The sequence below is a fragment of the Castellaniella sp. UC4447_H14 genome, from assembly GCF_052978285.1.
This window is the reverse complement of record NZ_CM129666.1, coordinates 1,098,194-1,123,684: the sequence shown is the minus strand read 5'-3', so window position 1 is coordinate 1,123,684 and position 25,491 is coordinate 1,098,194. Positions and strand designations below refer to the sequence as shown.

Sequence of the window (25,491 nt, the reverse complement as noted above, 5' to 3'; positions counted from 1 at the left end):
GGCTGCTTGCATCCGTCCCTGAAACAGGCCTGCCTCTCGGCAGGCCTGTTTCATTCCGTCGGGGCTCGGAGCGGCTCCCAGACGATCGTGCTGGCGGCGCGGCGGCGGAAGTCCCTGGGTGATTCGCCGGTCACGTTGCGAAAGAACCGTGTGAAGTGCGCCGGTTCCGCGAAGCCGAGCGCATCCGATATCTCGCTGATGCTCAGCGGCGTATAGAGCAGGCACCGGTTCGCTTCCAGCGAAAGCCGCTCGTGGATGAGCTGAAGCGGCGGCTTGCCGGCATGGGTGCGCGTCACGACGTTCAGGTGGGCCGCCGTCAGTCCCATGCGCCCCGCATACCAGGCCACGTCGTGGTGGTCCGCATAGGCGTCCTCCAGCAGCGCGGTGAAGCGCGCGTAGTGGCTCAGCCCGCGTGAACGGGCGGGCTGCGGTGTGCCTTCCGGGCGGCTGCTGCGCAGCCGGGCGTAGAGAAGCGTCAGCCAGGCTTCCAGTTGCGCTTCCCGATAGGGCTGGGCGCCGGTGTATTGGGCCTGAAGCTGACTGCACGCCTCGTGCAGGGCCTGGGCGGATGGGCGTTCGTCCAGTCTGTGCACGGCCGGCCGGTCCGGAATGGAGGCCTTGGGATCCAGACGGTGGACAAGCCGGGCCAGCAACGGATAGGCGATCGTGATGACGTGCCCGTCGCAGTTCGTCGTGAAATCGTAGCCGTGCACGAAGGCCTGCGGGATTTCCACAGCGCCGGGACCCGTCAGCCGCACCCGCGTGTCGTCCAGCCAGATGGTGGCTTCGCCGCGGTGCAGCGAGAGGACCTGGTAGAGGCCGGAGTGGCGGTGGGGGCGGATATGCCAATTGTGCAAGCGGCTGCGGGTGGCAATGGTCTCACAATGCACCATTTCAGCGGTCGGCCATTCGTCCTGGCCGCCGTACAATTTGAAGATCGGTGCGAAGTCAAGAGATGCCATTTGGGTAATTTTACCCTCTAAAAATCCATTCAAAAATCGGGGTGGCTCGGGCACCATGCTGAAGGTGAAGAGGCCGCGCGCCAGGGGGCGCCATGGCCTGGATGGAGAACAGACATGAAAACACAGGTGGCCATCATCGGCGCCGGCCCGTCGGGACTGCTGCTGGGACAGCTTCTGCACCGTTGCGGCATCGATAACGTGATTCTGGAACGGCGCAGCCCGGAGTATGTGTTGGGGCGCATCCGCGCCGGCGTCCTGGAGCACGGGACGGTGGAATTGCTGCGGGAAGCGGGCGTGGCCGCGCACATGGAGCGCGAGGGCCATGTCCACGACGGTCTTTCGATTTTTGTGAACGGCGAGCGCACGCGCATCGATCTGAAGAAACTGAGCGGCACCAGCATCATGGTGTACGGACAGACAGAAGTCACGCGGGACCTGATGAAGGCGCGCAAGGAGGAAGGCGCCCTGAGCTTCTACGAGGTCGACGAGGTCGGGCTGCACGACATTGCGTCGGATCATCCCTCGGTCACCTACGTGAAAGATGGCCAGACGCACACCCTGGAATGTGATTACATCGCCGGTTGCGACGGCTTTCATGGGCCATCGCGCCAATCCATTCCGCGCGACAGGATCCGCGAATTCCAGCGGACCTATCCGTTCGGGTGGCTGGGGCTCATGGCCGACACGCACCCGGTCGAGCACGAACTCATCTACATCAACCACCCACGCGGCTTTGCCCTTTGCAGTCAGCGCTCGCTCACACGCAGTCGCTACTATCTGCAGGTTCCGCAGGGCGAGAAGGTCCAGGACTGGTCCGACGACCGCTTCTGGGAAGAGCTGAAGAACCGCATGGCGCCTGATGTCGCAGCGAAACTGGAGACGGGTCCTTCGCTGGAAAAGAGTATCGCGCCCCTGCACAGCTTCGTGGTCGAACCCATGCAGTACGGGAACCTTTTTCTGCTGGGGGATGCCGCGCACATCGTCCCGCCGACCGGCGCAAAGGGCCTGAACCTGGCGGCGAGCGATGTCTACGCACTCTATCACCTGCTGCGCAAGGCGTATCTGGACAAACAGCCCGAGGCCCTGCAACGGTATTCCGAGATCTGCCTGCGGCGGGTCTGGAAAGCCGAGCGCTTCACGTGGTGGATGACGTCCGTCCTGCACCGTTTCGATCACGACCCGTTCAGCCAGCGGCTGCAGGAAACCGAAGCCGCCTACAGTCTGGGCTCCGAGGCGGCGCGCACCTGCATTGCCGAAAACTACGTCGGGCTGCCATTCGAGAAGATAGCCTGACGGCTCCCGGGACGCCTGCGCTCCGCTGCGGGTGTGCAGGCCCGCGTCCCGCTCAAGGCGCGGTCAGTTCATGGCGCATGGCCCATTCCAGGATGTGCTCCAGGCATGTCGCGGGGGCTTCAAAAGGCGCCATGTGGCCGGCTTCCGGGATCCCATGGAGTTCGGCGCCCGGGATGGCCTTGGCCATGGCTTCGTGCCGCGACAGCGGGCTCCATCGGTCTTCGGCACCACTCATGAGGAGGACGGGACAGCCGATTCCGGGCAGCAGGTTCGTGGCGTCTGGCCGCTCGATGAGCGCCTGGATCTGTCCGGCGAACGAGGCGACGCTGGAGCGCAGCACCATGGTTCGCATGCGGCGCATCAGTGTCGCGTTGCCGGGCGTCTTCGAAGCAATCATCCCCGCCAGCCAGTCATCTGCGATGGCTTCGATGCCGCCGGCTTGTGCGGCTTGCACGATGGCGCGCCGGCGGTCGATTTCGTCCGGACCCAGGCCTTTGTAGCCGGTGTCCATGAGCACCAGGCCGCGGACGCGGTCGGGCGCCTGTCGCGCCATTTCGAGCGCGACGCGACCGCCCATCGAATGCCCGACGGCGACGACCGGCCCGCTCGTTCGTTGCAGAATGGTTTGTGCAGCCTCGGTCAGCGAGGTGATGCCGCTGAGCTTGGCCGCCAGTACGGGCGCCGTGCGTGAAAGAGGGCCAATGAAGTCGGCCCAAGTGTCCGCGTCGCAGAGCAGGCCGTGCAGGAGGATCCAGGTGGGTGCGGGTGAGGGGTTCATGATTCGGGTCGCCAGGAGGAATGAAGCGGATTGGCCGGCGGCGGCGCGGCCTCGCAGTCCGCGCCGGTTTTCGGCGTGATAATCTGGGCTGGGCGCACGGGCAGCGCTTCCGGTTCGCCGGACATTCCGGACCGCAAGCCCAGCGGTGTTTCGCGAGACCCTGCATGTCGGATTCTATTCTGTATGAGCCCCTCTACGTTCAACCGGGCCATCTGCTGCGGCGCGCACAGCAGATTTCGGCTTCGATCTTTCACGACGAGATCGGCAACCGGGTGACGCCCATACAATACGCCGTCCTGTGCGTGGTCATGGACAATCCCCAGGTTGACCAGGTGTCCATGGCCGGCTTGGCGGCCATCGATACGTCCACGGCGGCCAGCGTCGCCACCCGGCTCGAAGAAAAGGGGCTACTGACGCGTGAAGTCGATCCCTCCGACCGGCGGCAGCGGCGGCTGCTCCTCACGCAGTCCGGCCGGGACTTGCTGGTCGAGGTCAATGGGGGGATCAGTCGCCTGCACCGCCGCATCTTCGAAAAGTTCTCGGCAGAGGAGGAATCCCAATTCATGGTACTGCTGGAAAAACTGGTACACCTGAACAATCATCAAAGCCGGGCGCCGTTCACGGCTTCTCCGGTGACTGCCGCCGATTCGCAGCAGGCCACCGTCGGGTCGTAGGCGCCGGGAGAGCGGGAGAGGCGCTCGGACATCCCGAACGGCCGGCTGCTCACCGCGCCGGTTTCCGACAGTCCGTGAGGGTTAATACCAGTTCAACGCCTGAATCGAGGTTCGTAAAATGGCCATATATTCAGTGTGCTGAATAACAGCATGCTGAACAATTCGGAGGTCCATCCTCGGCTTGCGTGTTGCTCTCCGCACCGACTCTTCAGGAGATTGAGCATGTTTCCCATGAACGCTTGGTACGTAGCCTGTACCCCGGATGAGATCGCCGGGAAACCATTGGGGCGCAAGATCTGCGGGCTGCAGATCGTTCTGTATCGGGGCCGGGAAGGCAAGGTGGCCGCGCTGGAAGACTTTTGCCCGCACCGCGGGGCGGCACTGTCGCTGGGTTCGGTGGTGGACGGCAACCTGATGTGCGGCTACCACGGCCTGGTCATGGACGGCCAAGGCAAAGCGGTGTCCATGCCCATGCAGCGGGTCAATGGCTTTCCCTGCATCCGCAGCTACCCGGTGGAGGAGCGGCACGGATATGTCTGGATCTGGCCCGGCGATGCGGCGAAGGCCGATCCAGCCACCATCCCCAATCTGCCGTGGTCGAACAGCTCCGAATGGGCGTTCGGCGGCGGGCTGTATCATATCCAGTGCAGCTATCGCCTGATGGTCGACAATCTCATGGACCTCACGCATGAGGCCTATGTCCACGTGGGCAGCATCGGCCAGAACGAAATCGACCAGTCGCCTGTCAAAACCCATGTGGAAGGCAATCAGGTCGTGACCAGCCGCGAAATGAACGACATCGTGGCACCGCCTTTCTGGCAGATGGCCATGCGGGCGCAAGGCCTTGATGACCAGGCTCGTGTGGATCGCTGGCAGTATTCGCGTTTCACGGCACCGGGCAGTGTGCTGATCGACGTGGGCGTCGCGCTGGCGGGCGAGGGCGGCATCAAGGCCGATCCATCCAAGCGGGTGTATTCGATCGTGGTGGACTTCATGACGCCCGAGACTGAAACGTCACACTGGTACTTCTGGGGCATGGCGCGCCACTTCAAGCCCGACGATCCCGCGCTGACAGATGCCATTCGCGACGGACAGGGCAAGATTTTCAACCAGGACCTGGCGGTGCTCGAGGCGCAGCAGCGCAATCGCGATGCATTCCAGGGACGTCGTTTGCTGGCCCTCAACATCGATGCGGGTGGGGTGCGGGCCAATCGCATGCTGGACGACCTGGTCGCCGCCGAGCGCGCTTTGCCGACCGGGGCCACAGTCGGCTAAAGTGCAGTATGTTCCCGATCCGGCGCTCGGGTCCGTTGCGGGCCGGGACAACACGAGAAATTCATGACTGATACTTTGCTGTCTGTCCGGGTCGCCGGGAAATCCGCCGCGGCCCAGGACATTGTGAGCCTGGAGCTGGTCGACGCGGCGGGCGGACTGCTGCCGGCATTCACGCCTGGTGCGCACATCGACGTTCATTTGCCCGGCGGCCTGATCCGCCAGTATTCATTGATGAACGACTGCCAGGACCGCAGCCGTTTCCGGATCGGAGTCCTGCGGGAATCGCAATCGCGGGGCGGGTCCATCGCCTTGCACGATCAGGTAAGCGCCGGCGACGTGCTGCAGATCAGCGCGCCGCGCAATCGCTTCGAACTGGTGCCGTCGGCGCACAGCCTGTTGCTGGCTGGAGGAATCGGGGTCACGCCCATCCTTTGCATGGCGCTGGCGCTCAACCGGCAAGGCGCGGATTTCACCCTGCACTATAGTTGCCGCAGCCGGGGTCGGGCGGCCTTCCTCGCCGAGCTGGAGTCCATGGCCAGCGCGGGCCGCGCGCATCTGCATTTCGACGACGAACCGGCTACCGCGATGGATGCCGTGGCACTGTTGGCCGGGGCCGTGCACGATGCCGCGCAGGTCTACGTCTGCGGGCCGGCGGGTTATATCGAATTCATCCGCGCCCAGGCGCGCGCGGCGGGCCTTCCGGATACCCAAGTCCATTTCGAGCGCTTCGCGTTGAGCGAAGCCGACAAGCCGCAGACGGGGGATCAGGACGTTGCGTTCCAGGTGCAGCTTGCCAGCACCGGCGAAGTCTTCGACATTCCGGCGGACGAAACGATCACACACGCGCTGGATCGCCAGGGCGTCTTCATCCCGGTATCCTGCGAGGAAGGCATCTGCGGCACCTGCCTGACCGGTGTAAAGTCCGGCATTCCGGACCATCGCGACAGCTACCTTACCGATGACGAGCACGCGGCCAACGATCAGTTCACGCCTTGTTGTTCGCGGGCGCTTACGCCGTTGCTGGTATTGGATCTGTAGACCTCATCACCTGAAACCTGCTCTATAAAACCGAGGAGACAATTCCGTGAAGCATTCCATTGGCAAATTGCTGGCGACTGCGGCGCTGGCGGCCGGCGCCCTGGGCGTGGCCCAGGCACAAGACCTGAAGATCGGGATGGTGGTCCCGGTGTCCGGGCCGTTTGCGACCACTGGCCAGCAAATCATGAATGGCGCAAAGCTCTACCTGAAGCAGCATGATGACACGCTGGGCGGGCGCAAGGTCATCCTGCTCGAAAAGGACGACACGGGCATCTCGCCAGCGTTGAGCAAGCGCCAGGCGCAGAATCTCCTGATCCAGGACAAGGTCGATATCCTGGCGGGCTTTGGCCTGACCCCGGCTGCGTTTGCCGTGGCGCCGCTGGCCACCGAGGCCAAGGTTCCCATGCTGGTGCTCAATGCGGCGACGTCCTCCATTACCCAGAAGTCGCCCTATATCGTGCGCACGTCGATGACGTTGCCGCAAGTGGCTGCTCCTATGGCCACCTGGGCGGCGAAGAATGGCATCCATTCGGTGTATCTGCTGGTGGCCGACTATGGTCCGGGGCATGATGCCGCGGCGCAGTTCAAGAAAACCTTCACCGCCGCGGGCGGCACCATCGTGGGCGAAGTGCAGACACCGCTGACCAGCCCCGACTTCGCCCCCTTCCTGCAGAAGATCAAGGACGCGAAGCCCGATGCCATTTTCTCGTTCGTGCCCAACGGCGAGCAGGGCGTTTCGCTGGCCAAGGGCTACAAGGAGCGCGGGCTGGACAAGGCCGGCATCAAGCTGCTGGCCACTGGCGACGTGGTGACTGAAGACGTGATCAACGCCATGGGCGACAACGCGCTGGGCATGATCACCTCCTTCCACTATTCGACCGCCCATGATTCCCCCGAGAACAAGGCGTTCGTGGCGGCTTACGAGAAAGCCTATCCTGGCGTGCGTCCGAACATGGTCGCCGCGGCTTCCTACGATGGCATGCGCTTGATCGACGAGGCGCTGAAGAAAACCAAGGGCGATGCCAAGGGTGATGCGTTCATGGCCGCGGTGAAAGGCATGAAATGGGTGAGCCCGCGTGGTCCGGTGGAAATCGATCCGCAGACGCGCGACATCACCCAGAACGTCTACATCCGCAAGGTCGAACGCGTGAACGGCGTGCTGCAGAACGTGGAATTCGACACGTTCGAGGCGGTCAAGGATCCGGGCAAGTCGTAAGACGCTGATCCGGGCGGCACCTCCCGCTTCCGCAGCGGGGATCGGGGCGAGACTCTTCGGAGGCCGCCCCGATGTCGTCCATACCGGGCCGGTATAGCTGCTAGTCGGGATCCGGCCCTTAACATCGGGCGGCTTCATGGCGATAATCAGAGGATGATGACGACACGACAACGCACAATTGGCGGCCTGCGGGTCTTTCCGATCGGCCTGGGATGCATGGGGCTGTCACACGGCTACGGGCCCGCGGTATCTGACGAACAGGCGCGCACGCTGCTCCTGGGCGCGCTGGATGCGGGGGTGACGCTGTTCGATACAGCGGCCCTGTATGGCTTTGGCGCCAACGAAGAACTGCTGGGACGGATCCTGTCGCCGCATCGCACCCGTTTCACGCTGGCCAGCAAATGCGGCATCTTCCGGGGGCCGGACGGCAAGCGCCTGATCGACGGCCGCCCGGAAACACTCAAGCAGACCTGCGAGGACTCGCTGCGCCGCCTGCGCACCGACGTGATCGACCTCTACTACCTGCACCGCTGGGACAAGTCGGTGCCGCTGGAAGACTGCGTGGGAGCGCTGGCGGATCTGGTCCGCGCCGGCAAAATCCGGCAGATCGGCCTGTCGGAGGTCTCGGCCCGGACGCTGCGGCGAGCCCATGCGGTGCATCCCATCGCCGCCGTGCAGAACGAATATTCCCTGTGGACGCGCGAGGTCGAGATCGGGCTGCTTCAGGCCTGCCGCGAGCTGGATGTTGCGTTGGTGGCGTTCAGTCCCCTGGGACGCGCGTATCTGGCCGACGGCCTGCCCGATCTGGGGCGCCTGGACGCGTCGGATCTGCGCCTGCGGCTCCCCCGTTTTCAACCCGACGCCTACGCGCGCAACCTGAAGCTGTTGCTGCCGCTGCGCGAGCGGGCCCAGGCGCTGGGGTGCCAGCCCTCGCAGCTTGCGCTGGCCTGGCTGCTGCACCAGGCTCCGAATGTCGTTCCCATCCCGGGAACCACCAACCTGGCCCACCTCGAGCAGAATGTGGGTGCTGTGGACGTGGTGCTGGATGACGCCACGTGCGCAGAGCTGTCGCAATGGTTCGATCGGGAACGAGTGACCGGGCCTCGCTACGCCGACGCCACCCTCAAGGAAATCGATACCGAGCGTTATTCCTGACGCACCGCGCCTGACGCACGGCGGTTGTTCAGCGCCCCGTTGGGGCGATTGCGGACTTGTACACGGGTCCGGCCCTATTCATGACGGAGATGCGCATCATGCAGGATACGAAGAACACCAGGCTGGGATTCATCGGCTATGGCGAAGTGGGCGGAATCTTTTGCGCCGGTCTGTCCAGCCACGTGGACTCGGTCTGCGCCTGGGACCTCAAGCTCGCCGACGCGGCCCAGGCCGAGCCGCTGCGGGCCCGGGCCGATCGGGATCGGGTGTCGCTGTGCAGTTCGGCATCCGATCTGTGCGCGGCCAGCAATCTGATCATTTCGGCGGTGACGGCCTCCAATACCGTGGCCGTGGCGCGCGAAGCGGCCGCCTATCTTCAGCCGGACACGCTCTTCCTGGATCTGAACTCGGCCTCGCCCGGCGCCAAGCGTGAGGCTGGCGCCGCCATCGAGGCGGCGGGTGGGCATTATGTGGAGGCCGGCGTGATGAGTTCGGTGCCGCCGCATGGCATCCGCGTCCCGATGCTGCTCGGTGGCCCGTACGCGGATTCCTTGGCGGTGCGCCTGCGCGCCTGGGGCATGGACGCCCGCGCCGTCTCGGAAGAGCTGGGCATCGCGTCGGCCATCAAGATGTGCCGCAGCGTCATGATCAAGGGCCTGGAGGCACTGGTGGTGGAAAGCTACACGACCGCTCGCGCCTACGGCGTCGAAGACCATGTGCTGCCGACGCTGAAGGAAACATTCCCCTCTATCGATTGGTCGGAAGAGGGACGCTATTTCTATAGCCGCGTAGTCCAGCATGGGAAGCGCCGCGCCGAGGAAATGCGCGAGGCTGCCAACACGGTACGCGAAGCGGGATTCGAGCCGTTGATGGCCGCGGCCACGGCCCAGAAGCAGGATTGGGTCGCCCGGCTCGCTGCCAAGGGTCTGTTCGAGGGCATCCAGAAATCGGGCGGCTGGCAGGCCTACGCCGATCGCTTGATCCAGCAGGCCAAGCGCCGGGATTGATGCGGCTGTTCGGCTAGCGGCGCGCACCGCCTCTCACGCGGTGCCGTTCAACGAATTCGAAGATCCCCATGCCGGCCAGCAGCGCAAGAAAGAAGATGATGGCCTTTGTCTGCCCCGTGCCGAGATTGACGATCGCGGGTCCGGGGCACAGCCCGGCAATTCCCCATCCCATTCCAAAAAGCAGGCTGCCGAGGATGAGCCGGCGGTCGATGTGACGCGCCGTGGGCAGTTTCATTTCGAATCCAAGAAGCGATCGCCGGCGGCGGCCCGCCACCACGAACGCTCCGAACGCCACCACCACGGCGCCGACCATGACCAGCCCCAATGAGGGGTCCCAGGCGCCTGTGATATCGAGAAAACCCAAGACCTTGGCCGGCAGGACCATGCCGGAGAGCATTAGGCCTGCGCCGAAGACGATACCCGCTAATAATGATGTGATGATGCCCATGAGAGATTGCCTTACAGATGGAGGATATGACGGACGACATACACGGTCGCGAAACCGGCAGCCATGAACACGGCTGTGGCCGCCATGGAACGCGGCGACAGGCGTGACAGGCCGCAGACACCATGGCCCGACGTGCATCCGGACCCCAGGCGCGTGCCGAATCCGACCAGCAGTCCGGCCAGTACCAGCGCGCCATGCCCGGTGGCGATGGGGACGACCGGCCAGCGGCCGAACAGCCCGAAGAGCGAGGGCGTGACGGCCAGCCCGGCGATGAAAGCCAGGCGCCATGCGAGGTCTGTCGGGTGGGGGCTCAGCAGCCCCCCGAGCACACCGCTGACACCGGCGATGCGGCCGTTGAGCAGTGCATACAGTGCTGTTGCCAGGCCAATCAGCATGCCGCCGGCCAGCGCCGATCCAGGCGTGAACGCATTCCAGTCGATCATGGCCGGTTCTCCTTGGGGCAATAAAGTTCGTAGAGCAGCGTCAGGACCTGAAGCAGCTGTTGATCCGCCACGCTGTAATTGATGTACTTGCCCGACCGGCGGGTACGGACGACGCCTTCATGGCGCAGTACCCGCAATTGCTGGGACAGCGTCGGCTGGCGAATGTCCAGAACCTCTTCCAGATCGCCTACGCAGCGTTCCCCCTGTGAGAGCTGGCACAGCAACAGCAAGCGATCCGGGTTGGCCAGGATTTTCAGCTTGTCGGCCACGTCCTCCGCGGCGACCCGCATCAAAGCGGGATCCAGAACTTCAGTTGGCATTCATGGCTCCTATCGTTTCAATTACTATATTTTCACATATAATATATGTCAATAATATGTACAACTGAATAGTGCATACTCAGGGGGCGTATCGTGACTGCCAATATCCATTCCTTCTTTGATCCCGTCTCGGGGACCGTCAGCTATGTGCTGTCCGACAGCGGCGAGGCAGCCGTGATCGACTCGGTCCTGGATTTCGACAAGGCCGGGGCCTGGACTTCCACGCAGTCGGCTGACCGGATCGTCGATTACGTCCGCGCCCGCGGCCTGACCGTATGCTGGATCCTCGAGACACACGCGCACGCCGATCACCTCTCGGCCGCCAGCTATCTGAAGACCATTCTCGGGGGGCGCCTCGCGATGGGTGCGCAGATTCGCGAGGTGCAAAGGATCTTCAAGCAGTTCTACAACCTGGGGTCCGACTTTCCGACAGATGGCACGCCGTTTGATCATCTGTTCGACGATGGCGAGACGTTCCGGGTGGGTGCTTCGACCATCACGGCACTTCGCGTCCCCGGCCATACGCCGGCGGATATGGCCTACCAGGTCGACAGCCTCGTTTTCACCGGCGACACCCTTTTCATGCCGGACGTCGGCACGGCTCGCGCCGATTTTCCGGGCGGCAGCGCTCGGACCCTTTATCAGTCGATCCAACGGCTCCTGAGGTTGCCTGAGTCCACACGCCTGATGCACTGCCACGACTATCCTCCCAATGGGCGCGAACCCTCGTGGGAAAGCTCGGTCGGCGCGCAGCGCGCGGCCAATATCCACGCTCACGATGGCGTGTCGGAGGCGCAGTTCGTCGCTTTGCGGCAGGCGCGCGATGCATCCCTGCCGCCGCCCGACCTCATCCTTCCGGCCGTGCAGATCAACATCCGCGCGGGTGTACTCCCCCCGGCCGAAGACAACGGCGTGTCCTACCTCAGGATACCGGTGAATGTGCTGCAGCGGCCTTCGTCCTCGCCCAATCTTCGGCGCACGTAGCGCGGTCGCGCGGCGCTGAACTTGGCGCTCCGCTGTGTATGTGAATTCCATCACATGTTGTTGAACGTCTACACATGAGCCTCCCGGCGTACCGCGAAGGGCGCTCGGGGCGCGGGCGGGAAGACGTCCGCCACAGAGGAGCCTCCTGCGGAGGACCGGTGTGGCGCCACCCCCGAAAGTGTTGGCATGGCCTTTGCTTAAAGGTAAGGAAAGCAAACCCGCACCCCGGCACAAACGGATGCCGACACCCAGGAGGAGATCAATACCATGGAACTCAACTTCAAGCACACAGCTTGTCTTGCCGTCTCTGCTCTGGTCATCGCGACCACGGGCGCGCAGGCGGCTCAGGATAAAGAGCCTATCGTGATCGGCGCGGCGATTTCGCTGACCACGGAACAGGCCATTGCGGGTCAGGAGCAACGGGCGGGGATTTTGACGGCTGTCAATGAGATCAACCAGGCGGGCGGTGTGCCGGGCAAAGGGGGAAACCGCCCGGTCGAGATCATCTTCGCGGATAACGGCAACTCGCCCACCAAGGCCGTCAATGCCCTGGAGGAGGTGCTGAGCAAGCATCCCGTCGCCGTGATGCTTTCGATACGCGGGACGCACGTTCTGCCTCAGCTTCCGCTTCTGGCTCGCGAAAAAGTGCCAGGCCTGACGATCAGCGCCACCAACGCGCTGACCAAACAGGGCAATCACTACATATTCCGCTATTATCCGAACGACGCCGTCACCAAGCCGATTCTGACGAAGTACGTCACCGAGAAGCTCAAACTGACCCGCCCGGCGATCTTCTATTCATCGGAAGATTATGGTTCCAGCGGGCGCGATGCCTTTCTCGCCTCGCTGAAGGCGGCGGGCATCGAGCCGGTGGCCGTGGAGTCCCACAAGCCGACCGACAAGGACTTTACCGCCCAATTGCTGAAGTTCAAGAGCCAGCACGCGGATGTCATCTACATGCAGACCCAGGAGGCCGCCTCAGCGTTGATTCTCAAGCAGGCGAAGCGGCTGCAGCTGGGCATTCCCTTTGCGGTTGCCGTGACGTCGGTGGGCGCTTCGGCGCTTGAACTCGTCAAGCCGGATGAAATCGCCGGCACTTATGCCGAGGCTGCCGTCGTCGATCCAAACTCCAGCAAGGATCCGGCCGTCAAGAAATGGGCGGCCGCGGTCCAGGATGCGTTGAAGATCACACCCGACTACGCGGCGGAAATCAATTACGACGCCACGAAGATGCTGCTGAAGGCGATCGAACTCTACGGCCCGGACAGCGCCGCCATCGACAAGGGGCTGCACGAGATGTCCTACAAAGGCTTGATCAGCACCTATCGGGCCGACAAGGAGGGCAACATGAACCACGCCGCCTCCGTCATCAAGATCACGGCCGACAAGCATCAGGAGGAGGTCTTCCGCTCGGAAGTGGACTTTACGCCGTATTGAAGCAACGGCATCGCGTGAGCCGGGGAAGGGGATTGTCCGGGCGCCGGGATCGGCAGTGCCTCGGCCCGCACCCCGGCTCCACGTGAATGGGGCCGCGCGCAAGCGCACATTCATGCCCGCAATGGGGAGTCGGTGAAATGGACCAGATAATTTTGAGCGGTTTGACCATGGGCTGCATTTACGCGCTCATCGCCTCCGGATTCATTTTGATCTATGACGCGGTCGGTGTGGTGAACTTCGCCCAAGGGGACCTCGTGATGCTGGGCTCATACATCGGCGTGCTCGGCGTTGAACACCTGCGCATTGGCGTTCCGCTCACCATCCTCCTGGTGATCGTCGCTTGTGCGGCCATCGGCTATCTGTTCGAGCTCATCACCTATTCGTCGCTGAAAGACCGGTCGATCGTGCCGGTCCTGATCACGACCATAGGAGCGGGGATCATCCTGCAGAACGGTATCCAGGCCATCGCGGGACCCAATCCGATCTCGATCGATCCGTTTTTTTCGGTGCCCATCCTGACGGTTGCGGGGATCAATCTTTCGACCCAGAACCTCGCCATCATCGCACTCACGATCATCCTTCTGGTGGCCCAGTACTGGCTGTTCACGAGGACATCGCTGGGCTGGAAGCTGCGCGCGACGGCCGATGACAAATATGCCGCCAGGCTCTCGGGGATCAAGGTCGGCCGGATGATCGTCACCACCTTCGCCATCAGCAGCGCAATCTCCGGGCTGGCGGGGTTCTTCCTCGCCCCCATCTTCCTGGCCGAGCCCCACATGGGGTTCCCGCTGATCGTAAAAGCCTGGATCGGAATCGTCATCGGCGGCTTCGGAAGCGTGCCGGGCGCGATTGCCGGCGGGTTGCTCGTGGGATTGCTCGACGCGCTGTCCGCGTCGTTCATTTCCTCGGACTACAAGGATGTCATCACCATGGCCATCCTCCTTCTGGTGCTCTTCTGGAGGCCTCAGGGAATCTTTGGCGAACCCACACAGGAGAAGCTGTGAAAGCGATCCACGTCACCCGGCCGGGGACCTGGGCGGTCGCCCTGCTGGCGGCGATCCTTGTGCCGCCCCTCCTCGCCAATGATTACCAGCTCCGGCTCATCGTGGTGGTGGGCATCTACACGTTGCTCACCATGGGCCTGAACTTCATGCTGGGCTACGCCGGTCTGCTGTCGCTGGCCCAGGTCGGCTTCTTCGCCATCGGTGCGTACTTCACGGCGATCCTGACGGTGGATCATCACTGGTCGTTCTGGCTTGCGCTGCCTGTCGGAGTGGCGGCATGCGCCCTGGTGGCCATCATCCTCGGCAGGCCCGTCCTGAAGTTGAAGAGCCACTACTTCATGTTTGCCACATTCGTGATCGCCGAAATGTGTCAGCAGATCGCGACGAACTGGGACCCTGTCACACACGGGGCCACGGGAATCGCTGCCATCCCGCGGCCCGGGTTTTTCGGTGTCGCGCTTGCCGACAGCATCGGATTCTATTATCTGGTGCTGGGCGCCGTGGCGCTCGGCATCTACGTGTCGTTCCGTGTGGAGCGGTCGAAGCTGGGGCGCGCCCTGATGGCCATCCGCGAGAGCGAAGTGGCGGCCCAGACCATGGGCATCAGGGTGGCCGGCATGAAGCAGATGGCTTTCACGCTGAGTGCCATCTTTGGCGGCCTGGCCGGCGGCCTGTACGCCTCTTTCACATCCGTCATCAGTCCGGACGTGTTCTCGTTCGAAGTGACGATCATCGTTCTGGTGAGCCTGCTGTTGGGAGGCTGCGGCTCGATCGCGGGTTCGATCATCGGAACCATCATCGTCTACATGATGCCGGAGTGGCTGCGCTCGATCGGACAGTATTACATGATCGTGTACGGCGCCGGGATCATTTTGCTCATGGTCTTCCTGCCCAAAGGGCTGATCGGCATCGTGGAGACGGTCAGGATCCGGCGATCCGCACGGCCGGTGCTTCAGCGCAAGGGACGGCCGATTTGACGCGGCCTTCCAGCCGGGCAACGGCGGTGGTGTGTGGAGCCAAACCTACCTTCGGAGAGGGGAATGAGTGACCTATTGAGCCTCCAGCATGTGAGCAAGCGCTTCGGGGGACTGCTGGCGGTGGACGATCTGAGCCTGGATGTGGGAGAAGGCGAAATCCACGCGCTGATCGGGCCGAACGGCGCCGGAAAGTCCACCATCATCAACACCATCACCGGCATATACAGGGCCGGGAGCGGATCGATCCGGTTCAGGGGCAACGACATTAGCGGCCGGGACCCGGCGGACATCTCGCGGCAAGGAATTGCGAGGACATTTCAGACGATACGGGTCTGGAAGGGCATGACACTCCTCGAGAACGTCATGGTCGGTTTCCAGTCCACGACATCCTCCGGATTCCTGGATGCCCTGCTGCTGACGCCCCGCCATTTTCGTGACGAGGCGCGGACGCGAACCGTTGCGAAAGAGTGCCTTGCGCTGGTCGGCCTCGGCGACCAGATGGCGCGCCTTGCCGGTGCACTGTCCTACGGGCAGCAACGCCTGCTGGAGCTTGCGAGGGCCTTGGCCACGCAGCCGAGCCTGCTGTTGCTGGACGAACCGGCCGCCGGGATGAATCCCCAGGAAACCGGTTTTCTCAGCGAACTGTTCCTCACCATCAACCGAAGCGGCGTGACCTTGCTGATCGTGGAACACAACATGAATCTCATCATGCAACTCGCGAACCGCATTACCGTCGTCAACTTTGGCAGGCGTATCGCGGACGGGGCGCCAGAGGAGATCCGTGCCAACAGTGAAGTGATTGCGGCATACCTGGGAGGCGACGAAGGTGGCACTACTGAAAATTGAAGGAATAGCCGTCAAATACGGACCGGTCGACGCAGTGCGCGATGTGACCATGGACGTCGACGAAGGCGAGACCGTCACCGTCATCGGCGCGAATGGCGCGGGCAAGACCACGACGCTGAACACCATTTCGGCGATCCTGAAGCCGGGGGCCGGACAGATCTGCTTCGAGGGGCGAAGGATCGATCATTGCCGCCCTGACGAGGTCGTGGCGAAAGGCGTGGTCCATGTCCCGGAGGGGAGGCGGGTTTTCGGGGGCCTTTCCGTCGAGGAGAACCTCATGGTCGGAGCTTCCCGCTGGTACCGGCTCGGCCAGAGCCGCGCACGTGCGCGCGAGCGGGACCGGATCTTCGACCTTTTCCCGAAACTGCGGGAACGGCGCCGGCAGATGGCGTGGTCGCTGTCGGGCGGAGAACAGCAGATGCTGGCGCTCGGGCGCGCCTTGATGGCAAGGCCCAGAGTGTTGCTGTTGGACGAACCCTCGCTGGGTCTGGCTCCAATCATACGGGCGGACGTGTTTTCGATCATCAAGAGCCTCAAGGAATTGGGGTTGACCGTGTTGCTGGTGGAGCAGGATGCGTTCGGTGCGCTGCGGATTGCCGACCGTGCCTACGTTCTCGAGCTGGGCAGGACGGTCTTGCAGGGGTCCTGCCGGGCCTTGCTGGCAGACCCCAGAGTCAAAGCGGCATACCTGGGCGGGTAGCTCCGCGCGGCTTACATCAGGAGAGGGCAATGAATCAACAATTACCCCCGAGCAAGGGGACGACCAAACTCATGGATCGGCTGTATTGCGGGCCTTCCGTCACCGTGTGGCGAGAGGTTCTGGGTGTGGGGGAGGTCCTTGCGTGGCATTACCACAGCCATGTTTCCGACACGTTCTACGTGGTGCGCGGCCCGCTCCGGGTCACGTCCCGCAACCCCGATGATTGCGTCGACATAGACACCGGATGCCTGTATCAGCTTGCGCCCGGAATACACCATCAGGTCAGCAACGTGACGGACGGCGATGTGGAGTGGATCCTCGTCCAGGGCGTCGGGGATGTCGATTATCACGAGGTCGGCTAGGAAGCCTTGAGAATAGGGATGATCATGAAGAGCGAGATGATTAAGACCAGCGAAGTGGAACTGGAGGTGTCCGTGGAGGGCGAGGGCAATCCGGTGGTGCTGGTGCATGGATACACCACGACGTCGAACTTCTGGTGGCATCAGGTCCCTGATCTGGCCAAGTACTATCGCACGGTCCGTTTTGACCTTCGTGGGCACGGCAATTCCGGCAAGCCGCGGGACATTCCCTACGATATTGCGGGGTTCGCCACCGACCTGCGCAATGTGCTGGACTCCCTTGGCATCGAGCGGGCCGCCATTTTCGGCCTGTCCATGGGCGGCGCTGTCGTCATGCAGTTTGCCCATGACTGTCCGGAGCGTGTCGCGGCCCTGGGGCTGATCAGCACCACGGCTCATGGCCTCGGCACGCACGTACAGGCGGACCACGTGCTCGCGCGCATCCGCGAGGTAGGCGCGGCCGAAGCCAGCCAGGAAGTGATCGCGCACAGTTTTGCGCGCAGCACTGACCCGGCCATCGTGGAGTGGGCCAAGCTGGAAGTCGTCAAGACACCGCAATATGTCGCCGAGCCGGCCATCCGGGCTCTGGATGATTTTGATATTCGGGACAGCCTGGGCCGGTTCGACTTCCCGACCCTGATCGTGGTGGGATCGGAAGACCAGATCACGCCGCTGGAATATTCGCGGTTCCTGCATGTGGCCATTGCGCGTTCCGAGCTGCATGTCGTCCCACGGGCCGCGCACTTCCCCATGCTGGAGAAACCGTTCGTGTTCAACAAGATTGCGCTCGACTTTCTTGAGGACGTGAGGTTCGATCGCGGAGCCGCGCACGCGGCCGTCCCTGGCGAGAGGTAGTGCGGTCTCGCGCCGCAGCCCCGGGCGTCGGCGGAGAGGCCGGAAGAACCTACGCCAGGTCGTACTTGTGCAGTTTCTTGTAGAGCGAAGTGCGATCGATCTTCAGCAGCCTGGCGGCGCGCGACTTGTTGCCCTTTGCGTTCGCCAGCGCGTCGACCAGCGACGCCTTCTCCGCCGATACGATGGAGTCTTGCAGCGAGCCGTGCAGCGGCACGCTGGCCGGCGAATCTTTCGAAAGAGGCGGCAGATGGCGGCATTCAAGCCGGTCTCCGTCGATCATCGTCACCGCATATTCGATCGTGTTGTGCAGCTCGCGAACATTCCCGGGCCAGTCGTGCCTCTTCAATTGCTCGAAGACCCGCGGGTCCGCGCCTAACGTCGGCATGTTGTTGCGCCGCGATAGTTCGGTCAGCATTCGGTCCACCAGGCAGGGTATGTCCTGGGGATGCTCGCGCAGCGCCGGCGCCATGATCTGGAAGACGTTCAGGCGGTAAAAAAGGTCGAGCCGAAAGTGGCCTTCCCTCACCCGATGGTGCAGATCACGGTGTGTCGCGCAGATGACGCGCACGTCGATGGGAATGGGCCGGGAACCGCCGATGCGGACGACTTCACGCTCCTGCAGCACCCGGAGGAGCGCCGACTGCATCTCCGTGGGCATGTCTCCGATCTCGTCGAGGAAGATCGTGCCGCCGTTGGCCAGTTCGAACTTGCCCGGTTGGCCCTTGGGACGTGCCCCCGTGAAGGCTCCGCCTTCGTAGCCGAAGAGCTCCGATTCCAGAAGCGAGTGCGGTATTGCCGAACAGTTTACGTGGACGAAGGGGCGTACCGAACGGCTCGACGCCGCATGGATGGCGTGAGCCACCAGTTCCTTTCCCGTGCCCGACTCTCCCGACACCAGGACCGTGGACAAGGTCTGTGCGGCGCGGCCGATCTTCTCCCGCAGCTCCGCCATGGGCGGACTCGCGCCTATGATGTCGCCGCTCGTGTATCGCGCCATCCAGTGGTGCGAGGGCATGTTGCTGCTGCCCAGGTTGATGGAGAACAGGCTTTTTGCCAGCGACAATATCTGTTCCGCTTCCGTGAAAAGCGCGATCCCCACCGCGCCGATGATCTCGTCGCCATACCGGATGGGAACCTGGTTGACGATCATTTGATGCCCGTGAACCTTCAGGGTCTTGTTATGGGTGGGCGGCGCGCCTCGGGCGACGTGCGGCAACTGGGAGTCGGGCGAGATGACTTCTTTCACGGACCGCCCGTAGATGTCGCTTTTCTTCAGGCCGAGCAGCGAGCAGTATTGCTTGTTGATGTAGGTGACACGGCCCTTCTTGTTGATGGCGATGAGGCAGTGCGGGATGACGTCCAGTATTTTTTCGAGCAGGATCAGGTTCATGTTCACGACTGAACCGGTCTCTTCCTCGTCCTCTTGAGTCCCCATGGGGCATGTCTCCGTTCTCGGCTGTGGGTGGCACGTCGGCTCACCGGGGCGTCTGACGCCGCCCGTACCGTCTGGTCCTCTTCTGCGAGAGGTCGCGTTTTCCGATTCTACCGGTGAATGCGCTGCGGCGCAGTCCCCGGCGGCCTCTACACCGTCATGCTCGAGGGATATACCTGTCGGACGGTCGAGCGGATCAGGCTCAGCATGGCTTTTTGCGTCAGCGTGGTGATACGCCCCGGCGCGGTGGCCAGGTACAGCCGGCTGGGAAGCTCGGGCTGCACGATGGCCCGGACGTGGTAGCGCTCCGGCTGCGATGAGGTCAGCACGGCATGCCGCGTCAGGACCGCATACCCGGCGCCGTCGGCCACCAGGTCCAGTATGGCGGGCACGCCGTCGATTTCCAGGCGGATGTTCGGTCGACAGCCGATCAGCGCCATTTCCGACTCCAGCAGCATGCGCACCGTGTGGGGCCGGTTGGGGATGACCAGAGGGACGTTGGCCAGCGTCCGCAGCGTCATGGGCTGATCCGAGGGATGCGGGCCGCGCGGCCCCACCAGATACAGCAGTTCGCTGGTCAGCGGCGTCAGTTCCAGGTCGGCCGAGGCGGTGGGGTTATAGAGCAGCGCAATGTCCAGCCTGCCTGCCAGCAGCCATTCCTGCATCATGAGCGACAGGCCTTCGCTGATGGACAGCGTCGCGTTGGGGAGCTGGTTGCGGAATTGGCGCGTCAGATGCACCGTCAGCATCTTCGAGGCGCTGGGTGCGATGCCCAGCGCGACGCGTCCGGCCAATGCGCCCTGGACCCGCCCCAGGTCCTCCTTGGCGCGTTCGACCTGGTGCAGGATGCCGCGGCAGTGCTCCAGCAGCAGCTTGCCTGCGTCGGTGGTGGTCACCCCGCGGCCGTTGCGGTTGAGCAGGTTCTGGCGTAGTTCGACCTCGAGCCGCCGGACCTGCCGGCTGAGGGCCGGCTGGGCGATATTCAGCGCCTGGGCCGCTTGCGTAAAGCTGCCCAATTCGGCCACGCGCTGGAAGTATTCGAGCTGTTTCAGGTCCATGTAAGGGTTTACCCTAGTTTTCGGCATGAATTCGCAGCTATTATAACGGTTCGGCATAGCAGCTAGTGGGCCTATGTCCTTATTTATAAATGAACTCGTGGTCATAATGGGTCCATCCCGGTTAGGGGGGCCCGGCCGAGGGCCTGCTCCCGTCCGTTTCCGGAGCCAACGAGTAGGCCGAACCGCAACAGACCCGCGCAAACAGGAACCTTCATGAACAGAAAACCACTGATCATCGATTGCCACGGACACTACACCACCGCCCCGCAAGCGCTGGCGGATTGGCGCGACAGGCAGATTGCCGGGATCAAGGACCCCGCGCAGATGCCCAGGGCCGCCGATCTGCACATCAGCGACGATGAGATCCGGGAGACGATAGAGATCAACCAGCTTCGCTACATGCGCGAGCGCGGTGCCGACCTGACGATCTTTTCGCCGCGTGCGAGCTTCATGGCGCACCACATCGGCGACTTCAAGGTTTCCAGCGCTTGGGCGGCGATCTGCAACGAGCTCTGCCATCGCGTGGCCACTCTGTTCCCGGAACATTTCGCCACGGCCGCGATGCTGCCGCAGTCGCCGGGCGTGGATCCCGCGACCTGTATTCCCGAACTGGAAAAGGCGGTCACGGAATACGGCGCGGTGGCCATCAACCTGAATCCCGACCCGTCCGGCGGGCACTGGACGGCGCCGCCGCTGTCGGACCGCTCCTGGTACCCGATTTACGAGAAAATGGTGGAATACGACATTCCGGCCATGATCCACGTCTCCACGAGCTGCAACCCGTGCTTCCACACGACCGGGGCGCACTACCTGAACGCCGACACCACGGCCTTCATGCAGTGCCTGACATCCGACCTGTTCAAGGACTTCCCGACCTTGCGCTTCGTGGTGCCGCATGGCGGTGGCGCCGTGCCTTATCACTGGGGACGTTTCCGCGGGATCGCGCTACGCATGAAGCGGCCCCTGCCCGAGGACAATCTGCTGGACAATATCTACTTCGATACGTGCGTCTATCACCAGCCGGGCATCGACCTGCTCACGCGCGTGATCCCCGTGAAGAACGTCCTGTTCGCATCCGAGATGATCGGCGCCGTGCGCGACAAGGACCCCGACACCGGGTTTTATTTCGACGACACGAAGCGCTACATCGAGGCGGCGACGACTTTGAGCGAGGCCGACCGCTTCCAGATCTATGAAGGCAACGCGCGTCGTGTCTACCCGCGGCTGGATGCCGCACTGAAGGCCCGTGGCCTTTGAAACCGGAGGTTGAACCCAATGAGTACCCCGCTGAATCAACTGGGTGTCGTGCATCGCACCATTCAGCGCGCCGATGCGTCGGCCGTCGAAAAGCTGTCCCACCTGAGCGTGGCCACCATTCATGAGGCCATGGGGCGCGACGGGCTGATGCAGCCTTACATGCGTTCGGTCTGGCATGGCGCAAAGGTCTGCGGAACAGCCGTGACGGTCCTGCTGCAGCCCGGCGACAACTGGATGCTCCACGTCGCGGCCGAGCAGATCCAGCCGGGCGATGTGGTGGTGGCGGGCTGCACGGACGAAAGCACCGGTGGCTTTTTCGGCGATCTGCTGGCGACTTCCTACAAAGCTCGCGGCGCGCGCGGCCTGATTATCGACGGCGGTGTGCGCGACGTGGATACGCTCGAGGAAATGGGCTTCCCGGTCTTCAGCCACGTGGTGCATGCGCGCGGCACCATCAAGGCGACCCTGGGCTCCGTCAATGTCCCGGTGGTCTGCGGCGGAGCCATCGTGCATCCGGGCGACGTGGTCGTGGGCGACTCCGACGGCGTGGTCGTGGTGCCGGCGGCGGTGGCGGCCGAGGTCGCGGCCAAGGCCCAGGCCCGCGAGGACAACGAAACCAAGAAGCGCGAAATCTTTGCCTCGGGCGTGCTGGGGCTGGACTACTACAAGATGCGCGAAGGCCTGGAGAAGGCCGGGCTGAAGTACATCGATTGAGGACTGCTCGCATGACGACCGCCGAAGGCTTTACCAAGACGCCGGGCTGGCTGGATTTCTACGATGGGCCCAGCCGCCCGCATTTCCGGCTGCCGGCTGGCGCCGTGGATGCGCATTGCCATGTATTCGGGCCGGGCGCCGTGTTTCCCTATTCGCCGCAGCGCAAGTACACCCCCTGCGACGCATCCAAGGAAACCCTGTTTGCGCTGCGCGATCACCTGGGATTCGAGAAGAACGTCATCGTGCAGGCCACCTGCCACGGGACGGACAATCGGGCGCTGGTCGACGCGCTGAAGGCCTCCCATGGCCGGGCGCGCGGCGTGGCTTCGGTGTCGCCCGACATCACGGATGCCGAGCTGAAGGCCCTGCACGAGGCGGGCGTGCGCGGCACGCGCTTCAATTTCGTCAAGAGGCTGGCCGACTTCACGCCGCACGATGTCCTGGCGGGCATTGCCCGGCGCATTGCGCCGCTGGGCTGGCACATCGTGGTCTACTTCGAGGCGCAGGACCTGCCCGAACTCTACGATTTCTTCGCGACGCTGCCCACCACCGTGGTCGTGGATCACATGGGCCGTCCCGATGTCACGAAACCCTCCGATGGACCCGAATTCGATCTTTTCGTGCAACTGATGCGCGAACATGGCAATGTCTGGAGCAAGGTCACTTGCCCGGAACGGCTGAGCAAGACGGGCCCGTTCGCCCTGAACGGCGAGCAGCACGCCTACCGCGACGTGGTGCCGTTCGCCCGCCGCTTGGTCGAAACCTTCCCCGACCGTGTATTGTGGGGCACGGATTGGCCGCATCCGAATCTGAAGACGCACATGCCGGACGATGGCCTGCTCGTGGATTTCATCCCGCAAATTGCGCCGACCGCCGAGCTGCAGCACAAGCTCCTGGTCGACAATCCAAACCGCTTGTACTGGAGTTGAACCATGTCCTTGAACAAGCCCTATACCGATATTCCCGGTACGATCATTTTTGATACGGATCAGTCCCGCAAGGGCTACCATCTGAACCAGTTCTGCATGTCGCTCATGAAGGCCGAGAACCGCGACCGCTTCCGTGCCGACGAGCGGGCCTATCTGGACGAATGGCCTATGACCGAGGACCAGAAACAGGCCGTGCTGGCGCGCGATCTGAACCGCTGCCTGGAACTGGGCGGCAACATCTATTTCCTGGCCAAGCTGGGAGCGACCGATGGCCGTTCCTTCCAGTACATGGCGGCCAGCATGACCGGCATGTCCCAGGAAGACTACGCGGCGATGATGCTGGCCGGTGGCCGCTCCGTCGACGGCAATCGCAAGACCGGGGAGCATCACTCATGAGCCAGACTCACGCACACATTTCGGCCGGCGTCTTCACGTCGCACGTGCCGGCCATCGGCGCCGCCGTGGACCTGGGCAAGACGGGCACCGATTACTGGGCGCCCTTGTTCAAGGGTTACGAGCCCTCCAAGCAGTGGATGAAGGAACATACACCCGACGTGATTTTTCTGGTATACAACGATCACGCGACGGCGTTCAGCCTGGACTTCATTCCTACCTTTGCCATTGGCTGCGCCGAGCAGTTCAAGCCCGCCGACGAGGGCTGGGGGCCGCGTCCGGTGCCTACCGTCATCGGCCATCCCAAGCTGGCGGCACACATTGCCCAGTCGGTCATCCAGCAGGACTTCGATCTCACCATCGTCAACAAGATGGACGTGGATCATGGCCTGACCGTGCCGCTCACGCTGATGTGCGGCCAGCCCCAGGCCTGGCCGTGTCCGGTGATTCCTTTTGCGGTCAACGTCGTGCAGTACCCCGTTCCGTCGGGGCAGCGCTGCTTCGAGTTGGGCAAGGCCATCCGCCGCGCGATCGAGTCCTACGACGAGCCGCTCAACGTCCAGATCTGGGGCACCGGCGGCATGAGCCACCAGCTCCAGGGGCCGCGCGCCGGCCTCATCAATCGCGAATTCGACACGGCCTTCATGGACCAGCTCATCGCGGATCCCGCAGCCCAGGCGGCCGTGCCGCACATCAACTATGTGCGGGAAGCCGGCTCCGAGGGGATCGAGCTGGTGATGTGGCTGATTGCGCGTGGCGCCCTGGCGGACGTGGCCGGCGGCCCGGCCGCGCGCGTGGTGAACCGCTTCTACCATGTGCCGGGATCGAACACGGCGATCGGCCACCTGATTCTGGAGGAACAATGATGGCGGAAAAGATCTTGAAGGTTGCGCTCGCCGGCGCGGGCGCCTTTGGCACCAAGCACCTGGACGGCATCAAGCGCATTGCCGGCATCGAGGTGGTCTCGCTGGTGGGCCGTACGCTGGACAAGACGCGCGCCGTCGCCCGCCAGTACGGGATCGATCATGTCACGACCGAGCTGTCCGAGGCGCTGGAGCGCCCCGAGATCGATGCGGTCATTCTCTGCACGCCGACTCAGATGCACGCGGCGCAGGCCATGCAGTGCCTGAAGGCAGGCAAGCACGTTCAGGTCGAGATCCCCATGGCCGACGACCTGGCGCAGGCCGAGGCGCTGGTCGATCTGGCCAAGCGCAGCGGAAAGGTCGCCATGTGCGGACATACCCGCCGCTTCAATCCCAGCCACCAGTATGTGCACCAGCGCATCGCCCGCGGCGAATTTCACATCCAGCAGATGGACGTGCAGACCTACTTCTTTCGCCGCCAGAACATGAATGCCAAGGGCGAACCCCGCAGCTGGACGGACCACCTGCTGTGGCACCACGCGGCTCATACGGTGGACCTGTTTGCCTACCAGTGCGGCAGTCCGATCGTGAAGGCGCACGCGCTGCAGGGGCCCATTCACCCGCAGCTCGGCATTGCCATGGACATGTCGATCCAGCTCCAGGCCGAGAACGGTGCCATCTGCACGCTGTCGCTCAGCTTCAACAACGACGGCCCATTTGGCACGTTTTTCCGCTACATCGGAGATACCGCCACCTATCTGGCGCGTTACGACGATCTGGTGACGGGACGCGACGAGGCAATCGATGTGAGCAAGGTCGCGGTTTCCATGAACGGCATCGAATTGCAGGACCGTGAGTTCTTCGCCGCCATCCGCGAAGGGCGTGAACCCAATTCCAGCGTCGCGCAGGTATTGCCGTGTTACCGGGTGCTGGATCAATTGGAGCGACAGCTGTTGGGCTGACACCCTCCGGGGCGGCCGCCCTATGCGGCTCGCGGGGCCGTGCCGCGTTTTTATTGTTACATTTTCTATCCTTACGTCTGTGCTGCTGTGTTTTTCACCGCGGCGTCTTTCA

General features: G+C 63.3%; 28 protein-coding genes. 21 read left to right on the top strand and 7 right to left on the bottom strand.

The genetic code is table 11. The features are described 5' to 3' along the window. Positions 1–50: 50 nt before the first annotated feature. Positions 51–962, bottom strand: a complete 912-nt coding sequence (locus tag ACVCMJ_RS05495) for a helix-turn-helix domain-containing protein (protein WP_447080433.1) — start codon at positions 960–962, stop codon at positions 51–53. A gap of 114 nt (positions 963–1,076) precedes the next feature. On the opposite strand from ACVCMJ_RS05495, the gene pobA reads away from it, so the two are divergent. After that, a complete protein-coding gene (pobA, locus tag ACVCMJ_RS05490; protein ID WP_447080432.1) occupies positions 1,077–2,255 on the top strand; it encodes a 4-hydroxybenzoate 3-monooxygenase in 1,179 nt (392 codons plus the stop codon). A 52-nt stretch (positions 2,256–2,307) separates the two neighbouring features. On the opposite strand, the gene ACVCMJ_RS05485 is transcribed toward pobA, so the two are convergent. After that, positions 2,308–3,033 carry an alpha/beta fold hydrolase gene (locus tag ACVCMJ_RS05485; protein ID WP_447080431.1) on the bottom strand — a complete coding sequence of 242 codons (726 nt, stop codon included), beginning with the start codon at positions 3,031–3,033 and terminating at the stop codon, positions 2,308–2,310. Positions 3,034–3,197: 164 nt separating this feature from the next. Here ACVCMJ_RS05485 and ACVCMJ_RS05480 point away from each other — a divergent pair, with 164 nt between their 5' ends. The 6 genes from ACVCMJ_RS05480 to ACVCMJ_RS05455 all read left to right on the top strand — a co-directional run bounded on the left by ACVCMJ_RS05480 (position 3,198) and on the right by ACVCMJ_RS05455 (position 9,398). After that, positions 3,198–3,707 (top strand): MarR family winged helix-turn-helix transcriptional regulator, encoded by a 510-nt coding sequence (locus ACVCMJ_RS05480; RefSeq protein ID WP_447080430.1) that lies wholly within the window; start codon positions 3,198–3,200, stop codon positions 3,705–3,707. 222 nt (positions 3,708–3,929) lie between these two features. Continuing rightward, positions 3,930–4,982, top strand: coding sequence for an aromatic ring-hydroxylating dioxygenase subunit alpha (locus tag ACVCMJ_RS05475; RefSeq protein ID WP_447080429.1), 1,053 nt, complete (start codon positions 3,930–3,932; stop codon positions 4,980–4,982). A 63-nt stretch (positions 4,983–5,045) separates the two neighbouring features. Continuing rightward, positions 5,046–6,020 (top strand): PDR/VanB family oxidoreductase, encoded by a 975-nt coding sequence (locus ACVCMJ_RS05470; RefSeq protein ID WP_447080428.1) that lies wholly within the window; start codon positions 5,046–5,048, stop codon positions 6,018–6,020. Positions 6,021–6,066: 46 nt separating this feature from the next. Further along, positions 6,067–7,236 carry an ABC transporter substrate-binding protein gene (locus tag ACVCMJ_RS05465; RefSeq protein WP_447080427.1) on the top strand — a complete coding sequence of 390 codons (1,170 nt, stop codon included), beginning with the start codon at positions 6,067–6,069 and terminating at the stop codon, positions 7,234–7,236. A 156-nt stretch (positions 7,237–7,392) separates the two neighbouring features. Beyond that, positions 7,393–8,391, top strand: coding sequence for an aldo/keto reductase (locus tag ACVCMJ_RS05460; RefSeq protein WP_447080426.1), 999 nt, complete (start codon positions 7,393–7,395; stop codon positions 8,389–8,391). A 98-nt stretch (positions 8,392–8,489) separates the two neighbouring features. Then, complete coding sequence (locus ACVCMJ_RS05455; RefSeq protein WP_447080425.1) at positions 8,490–9,398, top strand: DUF1932 domain-containing protein; 909 nt, start codon at positions 8,490–8,492, stop codon at positions 9,396–9,398. Positions 9,399–9,411: 13 nt separating this feature from the next. Here ACVCMJ_RS05455 and ACVCMJ_RS05450 read toward each other — a convergent pair whose 3' ends face one another. Genes ACVCMJ_RS05450 through ACVCMJ_RS05440 form a run of 3 tightly spaced genes read right to left on the bottom strand, consistent with a single transcriptional unit; the run spans position 9,412 to position 10,609 of the window. Then, positions 9,412–9,846, bottom strand: a complete 435-nt coding sequence (locus tag ACVCMJ_RS05450; protein WP_447080424.1) for a DUF6691 family protein — start codon at positions 9,844–9,846, stop codon at positions 9,412–9,414. An 11-nt stretch (positions 9,847–9,857) separates the two neighbouring features. Further along, positions 9,858–10,289 (bottom strand): YeeE/YedE family protein, encoded by a 432-nt coding sequence (locus ACVCMJ_RS05445; RefSeq protein ID WP_447080423.1) that lies wholly within the window; start codon positions 10,287–10,289, stop codon positions 9,858–9,860. Then, complete coding sequence (locus ACVCMJ_RS05440; protein WP_447080422.1) at positions 10,286–10,609, bottom strand: ArsR/SmtB family transcription factor; 324 nt, start codon at positions 10,607–10,609, stop codon at positions 10,286–10,288. The genes ACVCMJ_RS05445 and ACVCMJ_RS05440 overlap by 4 nt, the downstream gene beginning before the upstream one ends. A gap of 93 nt (positions 10,610–10,702) precedes the next feature. Between ACVCMJ_RS05440 and ACVCMJ_RS05435 the strand changes: the two genes are divergently transcribed. From ACVCMJ_RS05435 to ACVCMJ_RS05400, 8 genes are all read left to right on the top strand, one after another. Next, positions 10,703–11,593, top strand: a complete 891-nt coding sequence (locus ACVCMJ_RS05435) for an MBL fold metallo-hydrolase (protein WP_447080421.1) — start codon at positions 10,703–10,705, stop codon at positions 11,591–11,593. A 267-nt stretch (positions 11,594–11,860) separates the two neighbouring features. Beyond that, positions 11,861–13,030 (top strand): ABC transporter substrate-binding protein, encoded by a 1,170-nt coding sequence (locus ACVCMJ_RS05430; protein WP_447080420.1) that lies wholly within the window; start codon positions 11,861–11,863, stop codon positions 13,028–13,030. A 137-nt stretch (positions 13,031–13,167) separates the two neighbouring features. Then, complete coding sequence (locus tag ACVCMJ_RS05425) at positions 13,168–14,034, top strand: branched-chain amino acid ABC transporter permease (RefSeq protein WP_447080419.1); 867 nt, start codon at positions 13,168–13,170, stop codon at positions 14,032–14,034. Then, a complete protein-coding gene (locus tag ACVCMJ_RS05420; RefSeq protein WP_447080418.1) occupies positions 14,031–15,011 on the top strand; it encodes a branched-chain amino acid ABC transporter permease in 981 nt (326 codons plus the stop codon). Before ACVCMJ_RS05425 ends, ACVCMJ_RS05420 begins: the two co-directional genes overlap by 4 nt. Positions 15,012–15,074: 63 nt before the next feature. Next, positions 15,075–15,857 (top strand): ABC transporter ATP-binding protein, encoded by a 783-nt coding sequence (locus tag ACVCMJ_RS05415; protein ID WP_447080417.1) that lies wholly within the window; start codon positions 15,075–15,077, stop codon positions 15,855–15,857. After that, a complete protein-coding gene (locus tag ACVCMJ_RS05410) occupies positions 15,838–16,557 on the top strand; it encodes an ABC transporter ATP-binding protein (protein WP_447080416.1) in 720 nt (239 codons plus the stop codon). Before ACVCMJ_RS05415 ends, ACVCMJ_RS05410 begins: the two co-directional genes overlap by 20 nt. 29 nt (positions 16,558–16,586) lie before the next feature. After that, the gene (locus tag ACVCMJ_RS05405; RefSeq protein ID WP_447080415.1) at positions 16,587–16,919 is read left to right on the top strand and encodes a cupin domain-containing protein; all 333 of its coding nucleotides are present in this window, start codon (positions 16,587–16,589) and stop codon (positions 16,917–16,919) included. 36 nt (positions 16,920–16,955) lie between these two features. Next, the gene (locus ACVCMJ_RS05400) at positions 16,956–17,771 is read left to right on the top strand and encodes an alpha/beta fold hydrolase (protein ID WP_447080414.1); all 816 of its coding nucleotides are present in this window, start codon (positions 16,956–16,958) and stop codon (positions 17,769–17,771) included. A 49-nt stretch (positions 17,772–17,820) separates the two neighbouring features. On the opposite strand, the gene ACVCMJ_RS05395 is transcribed toward ACVCMJ_RS05400, so the two are convergent. Together ACVCMJ_RS05395 and ACVCMJ_RS05390 are read right to left on the bottom strand one after the other, a co-directional pair. Then, positions 17,821–19,206: a sigma-54 interaction domain-containing protein gene (locus tag ACVCMJ_RS05395; RefSeq protein ID WP_447080413.1), complete on the bottom strand. Its 1,386-nt coding sequence runs from the start codon at positions 19,204–19,206 to the stop codon at positions 17,821–17,823. Between the two features lie 146 nt (positions 19,207–19,352). After that, positions 19,353–20,261: a LysR family transcriptional regulator gene (locus tag ACVCMJ_RS05390; RefSeq protein WP_447080412.1), complete on the bottom strand. Its 909-nt coding sequence runs from the start codon at positions 20,259–20,261 to the stop codon at positions 19,353–19,355. Positions 20,262–20,489: 228 nt separating this feature from the next. Here ACVCMJ_RS05390 and ACVCMJ_RS05385 point away from each other — a divergent pair, with 228 nt between their 5' ends. From ACVCMJ_RS05385 to ACVCMJ_RS05360, 6 genes are read left to right on the top strand one after another with little or no spacing between them, the layout of a single operon-like run. Then, positions 20,490–21,518 (top strand): amidohydrolase family protein, encoded by a 1,029-nt coding sequence (locus ACVCMJ_RS05385; protein WP_447082681.1) that lies wholly within the window; start codon positions 20,490–20,492, stop codon positions 21,516–21,518. A gap of 18 nt (positions 21,519–21,536) precedes the next feature. Further along, positions 21,537–22,232, top strand: a complete 696-nt coding sequence (gene ligK, locus ACVCMJ_RS05380; RefSeq protein ID WP_447080411.1) for a 4-carboxy-4-hydroxy-2-oxoadipate aldolase/oxaloacetate decarboxylase — start codon at positions 21,537–21,539, stop codon at positions 22,230–22,232. An 11-nt stretch (positions 22,233–22,243) separates the two neighbouring features. Continuing rightward, positions 22,244–23,161: an amidohydrolase family protein gene (locus ACVCMJ_RS05375; RefSeq protein ID WP_447080410.1), complete on the top strand. Its 918-nt coding sequence runs from the start codon at positions 22,244–22,246 to the stop codon at positions 23,159–23,161. A 3-nt stretch (positions 23,162–23,164) separates the two neighbouring features. Beyond that, positions 23,165–23,557, top strand: coding sequence for a protocatechuate 4,5-dioxygenase subunit alpha (gene ligA / locus ACVCMJ_RS05370; RefSeq protein ID WP_447080409.1), 393 nt, complete (start codon positions 23,165–23,167; stop codon positions 23,555–23,557). Further along, on the top strand, positions 23,554–24,420 hold the full coding sequence (locus ACVCMJ_RS05365; RefSeq protein WP_447080408.1) for a class III extradiol dioxygenase subunit beta: 867 nt from the start codon (positions 23,554–23,556) through the stop codon (positions 24,418–24,420). The genes ligA and ACVCMJ_RS05365 overlap by 4 nt, the downstream gene beginning before the upstream one ends. Continuing rightward, positions 24,420–25,379, top strand: coding sequence for a Gfo/Idh/MocA family oxidoreductase (locus ACVCMJ_RS05360; RefSeq protein WP_447082680.1), 960 nt, complete (start codon positions 24,420–24,422; stop codon positions 25,377–25,379). The genes ACVCMJ_RS05365 and ACVCMJ_RS05360 overlap by 1 nt, the downstream gene beginning before the upstream one ends. The last annotated feature ends 112 nt before the right edge of the window (positions 25,380–25,491 follow it).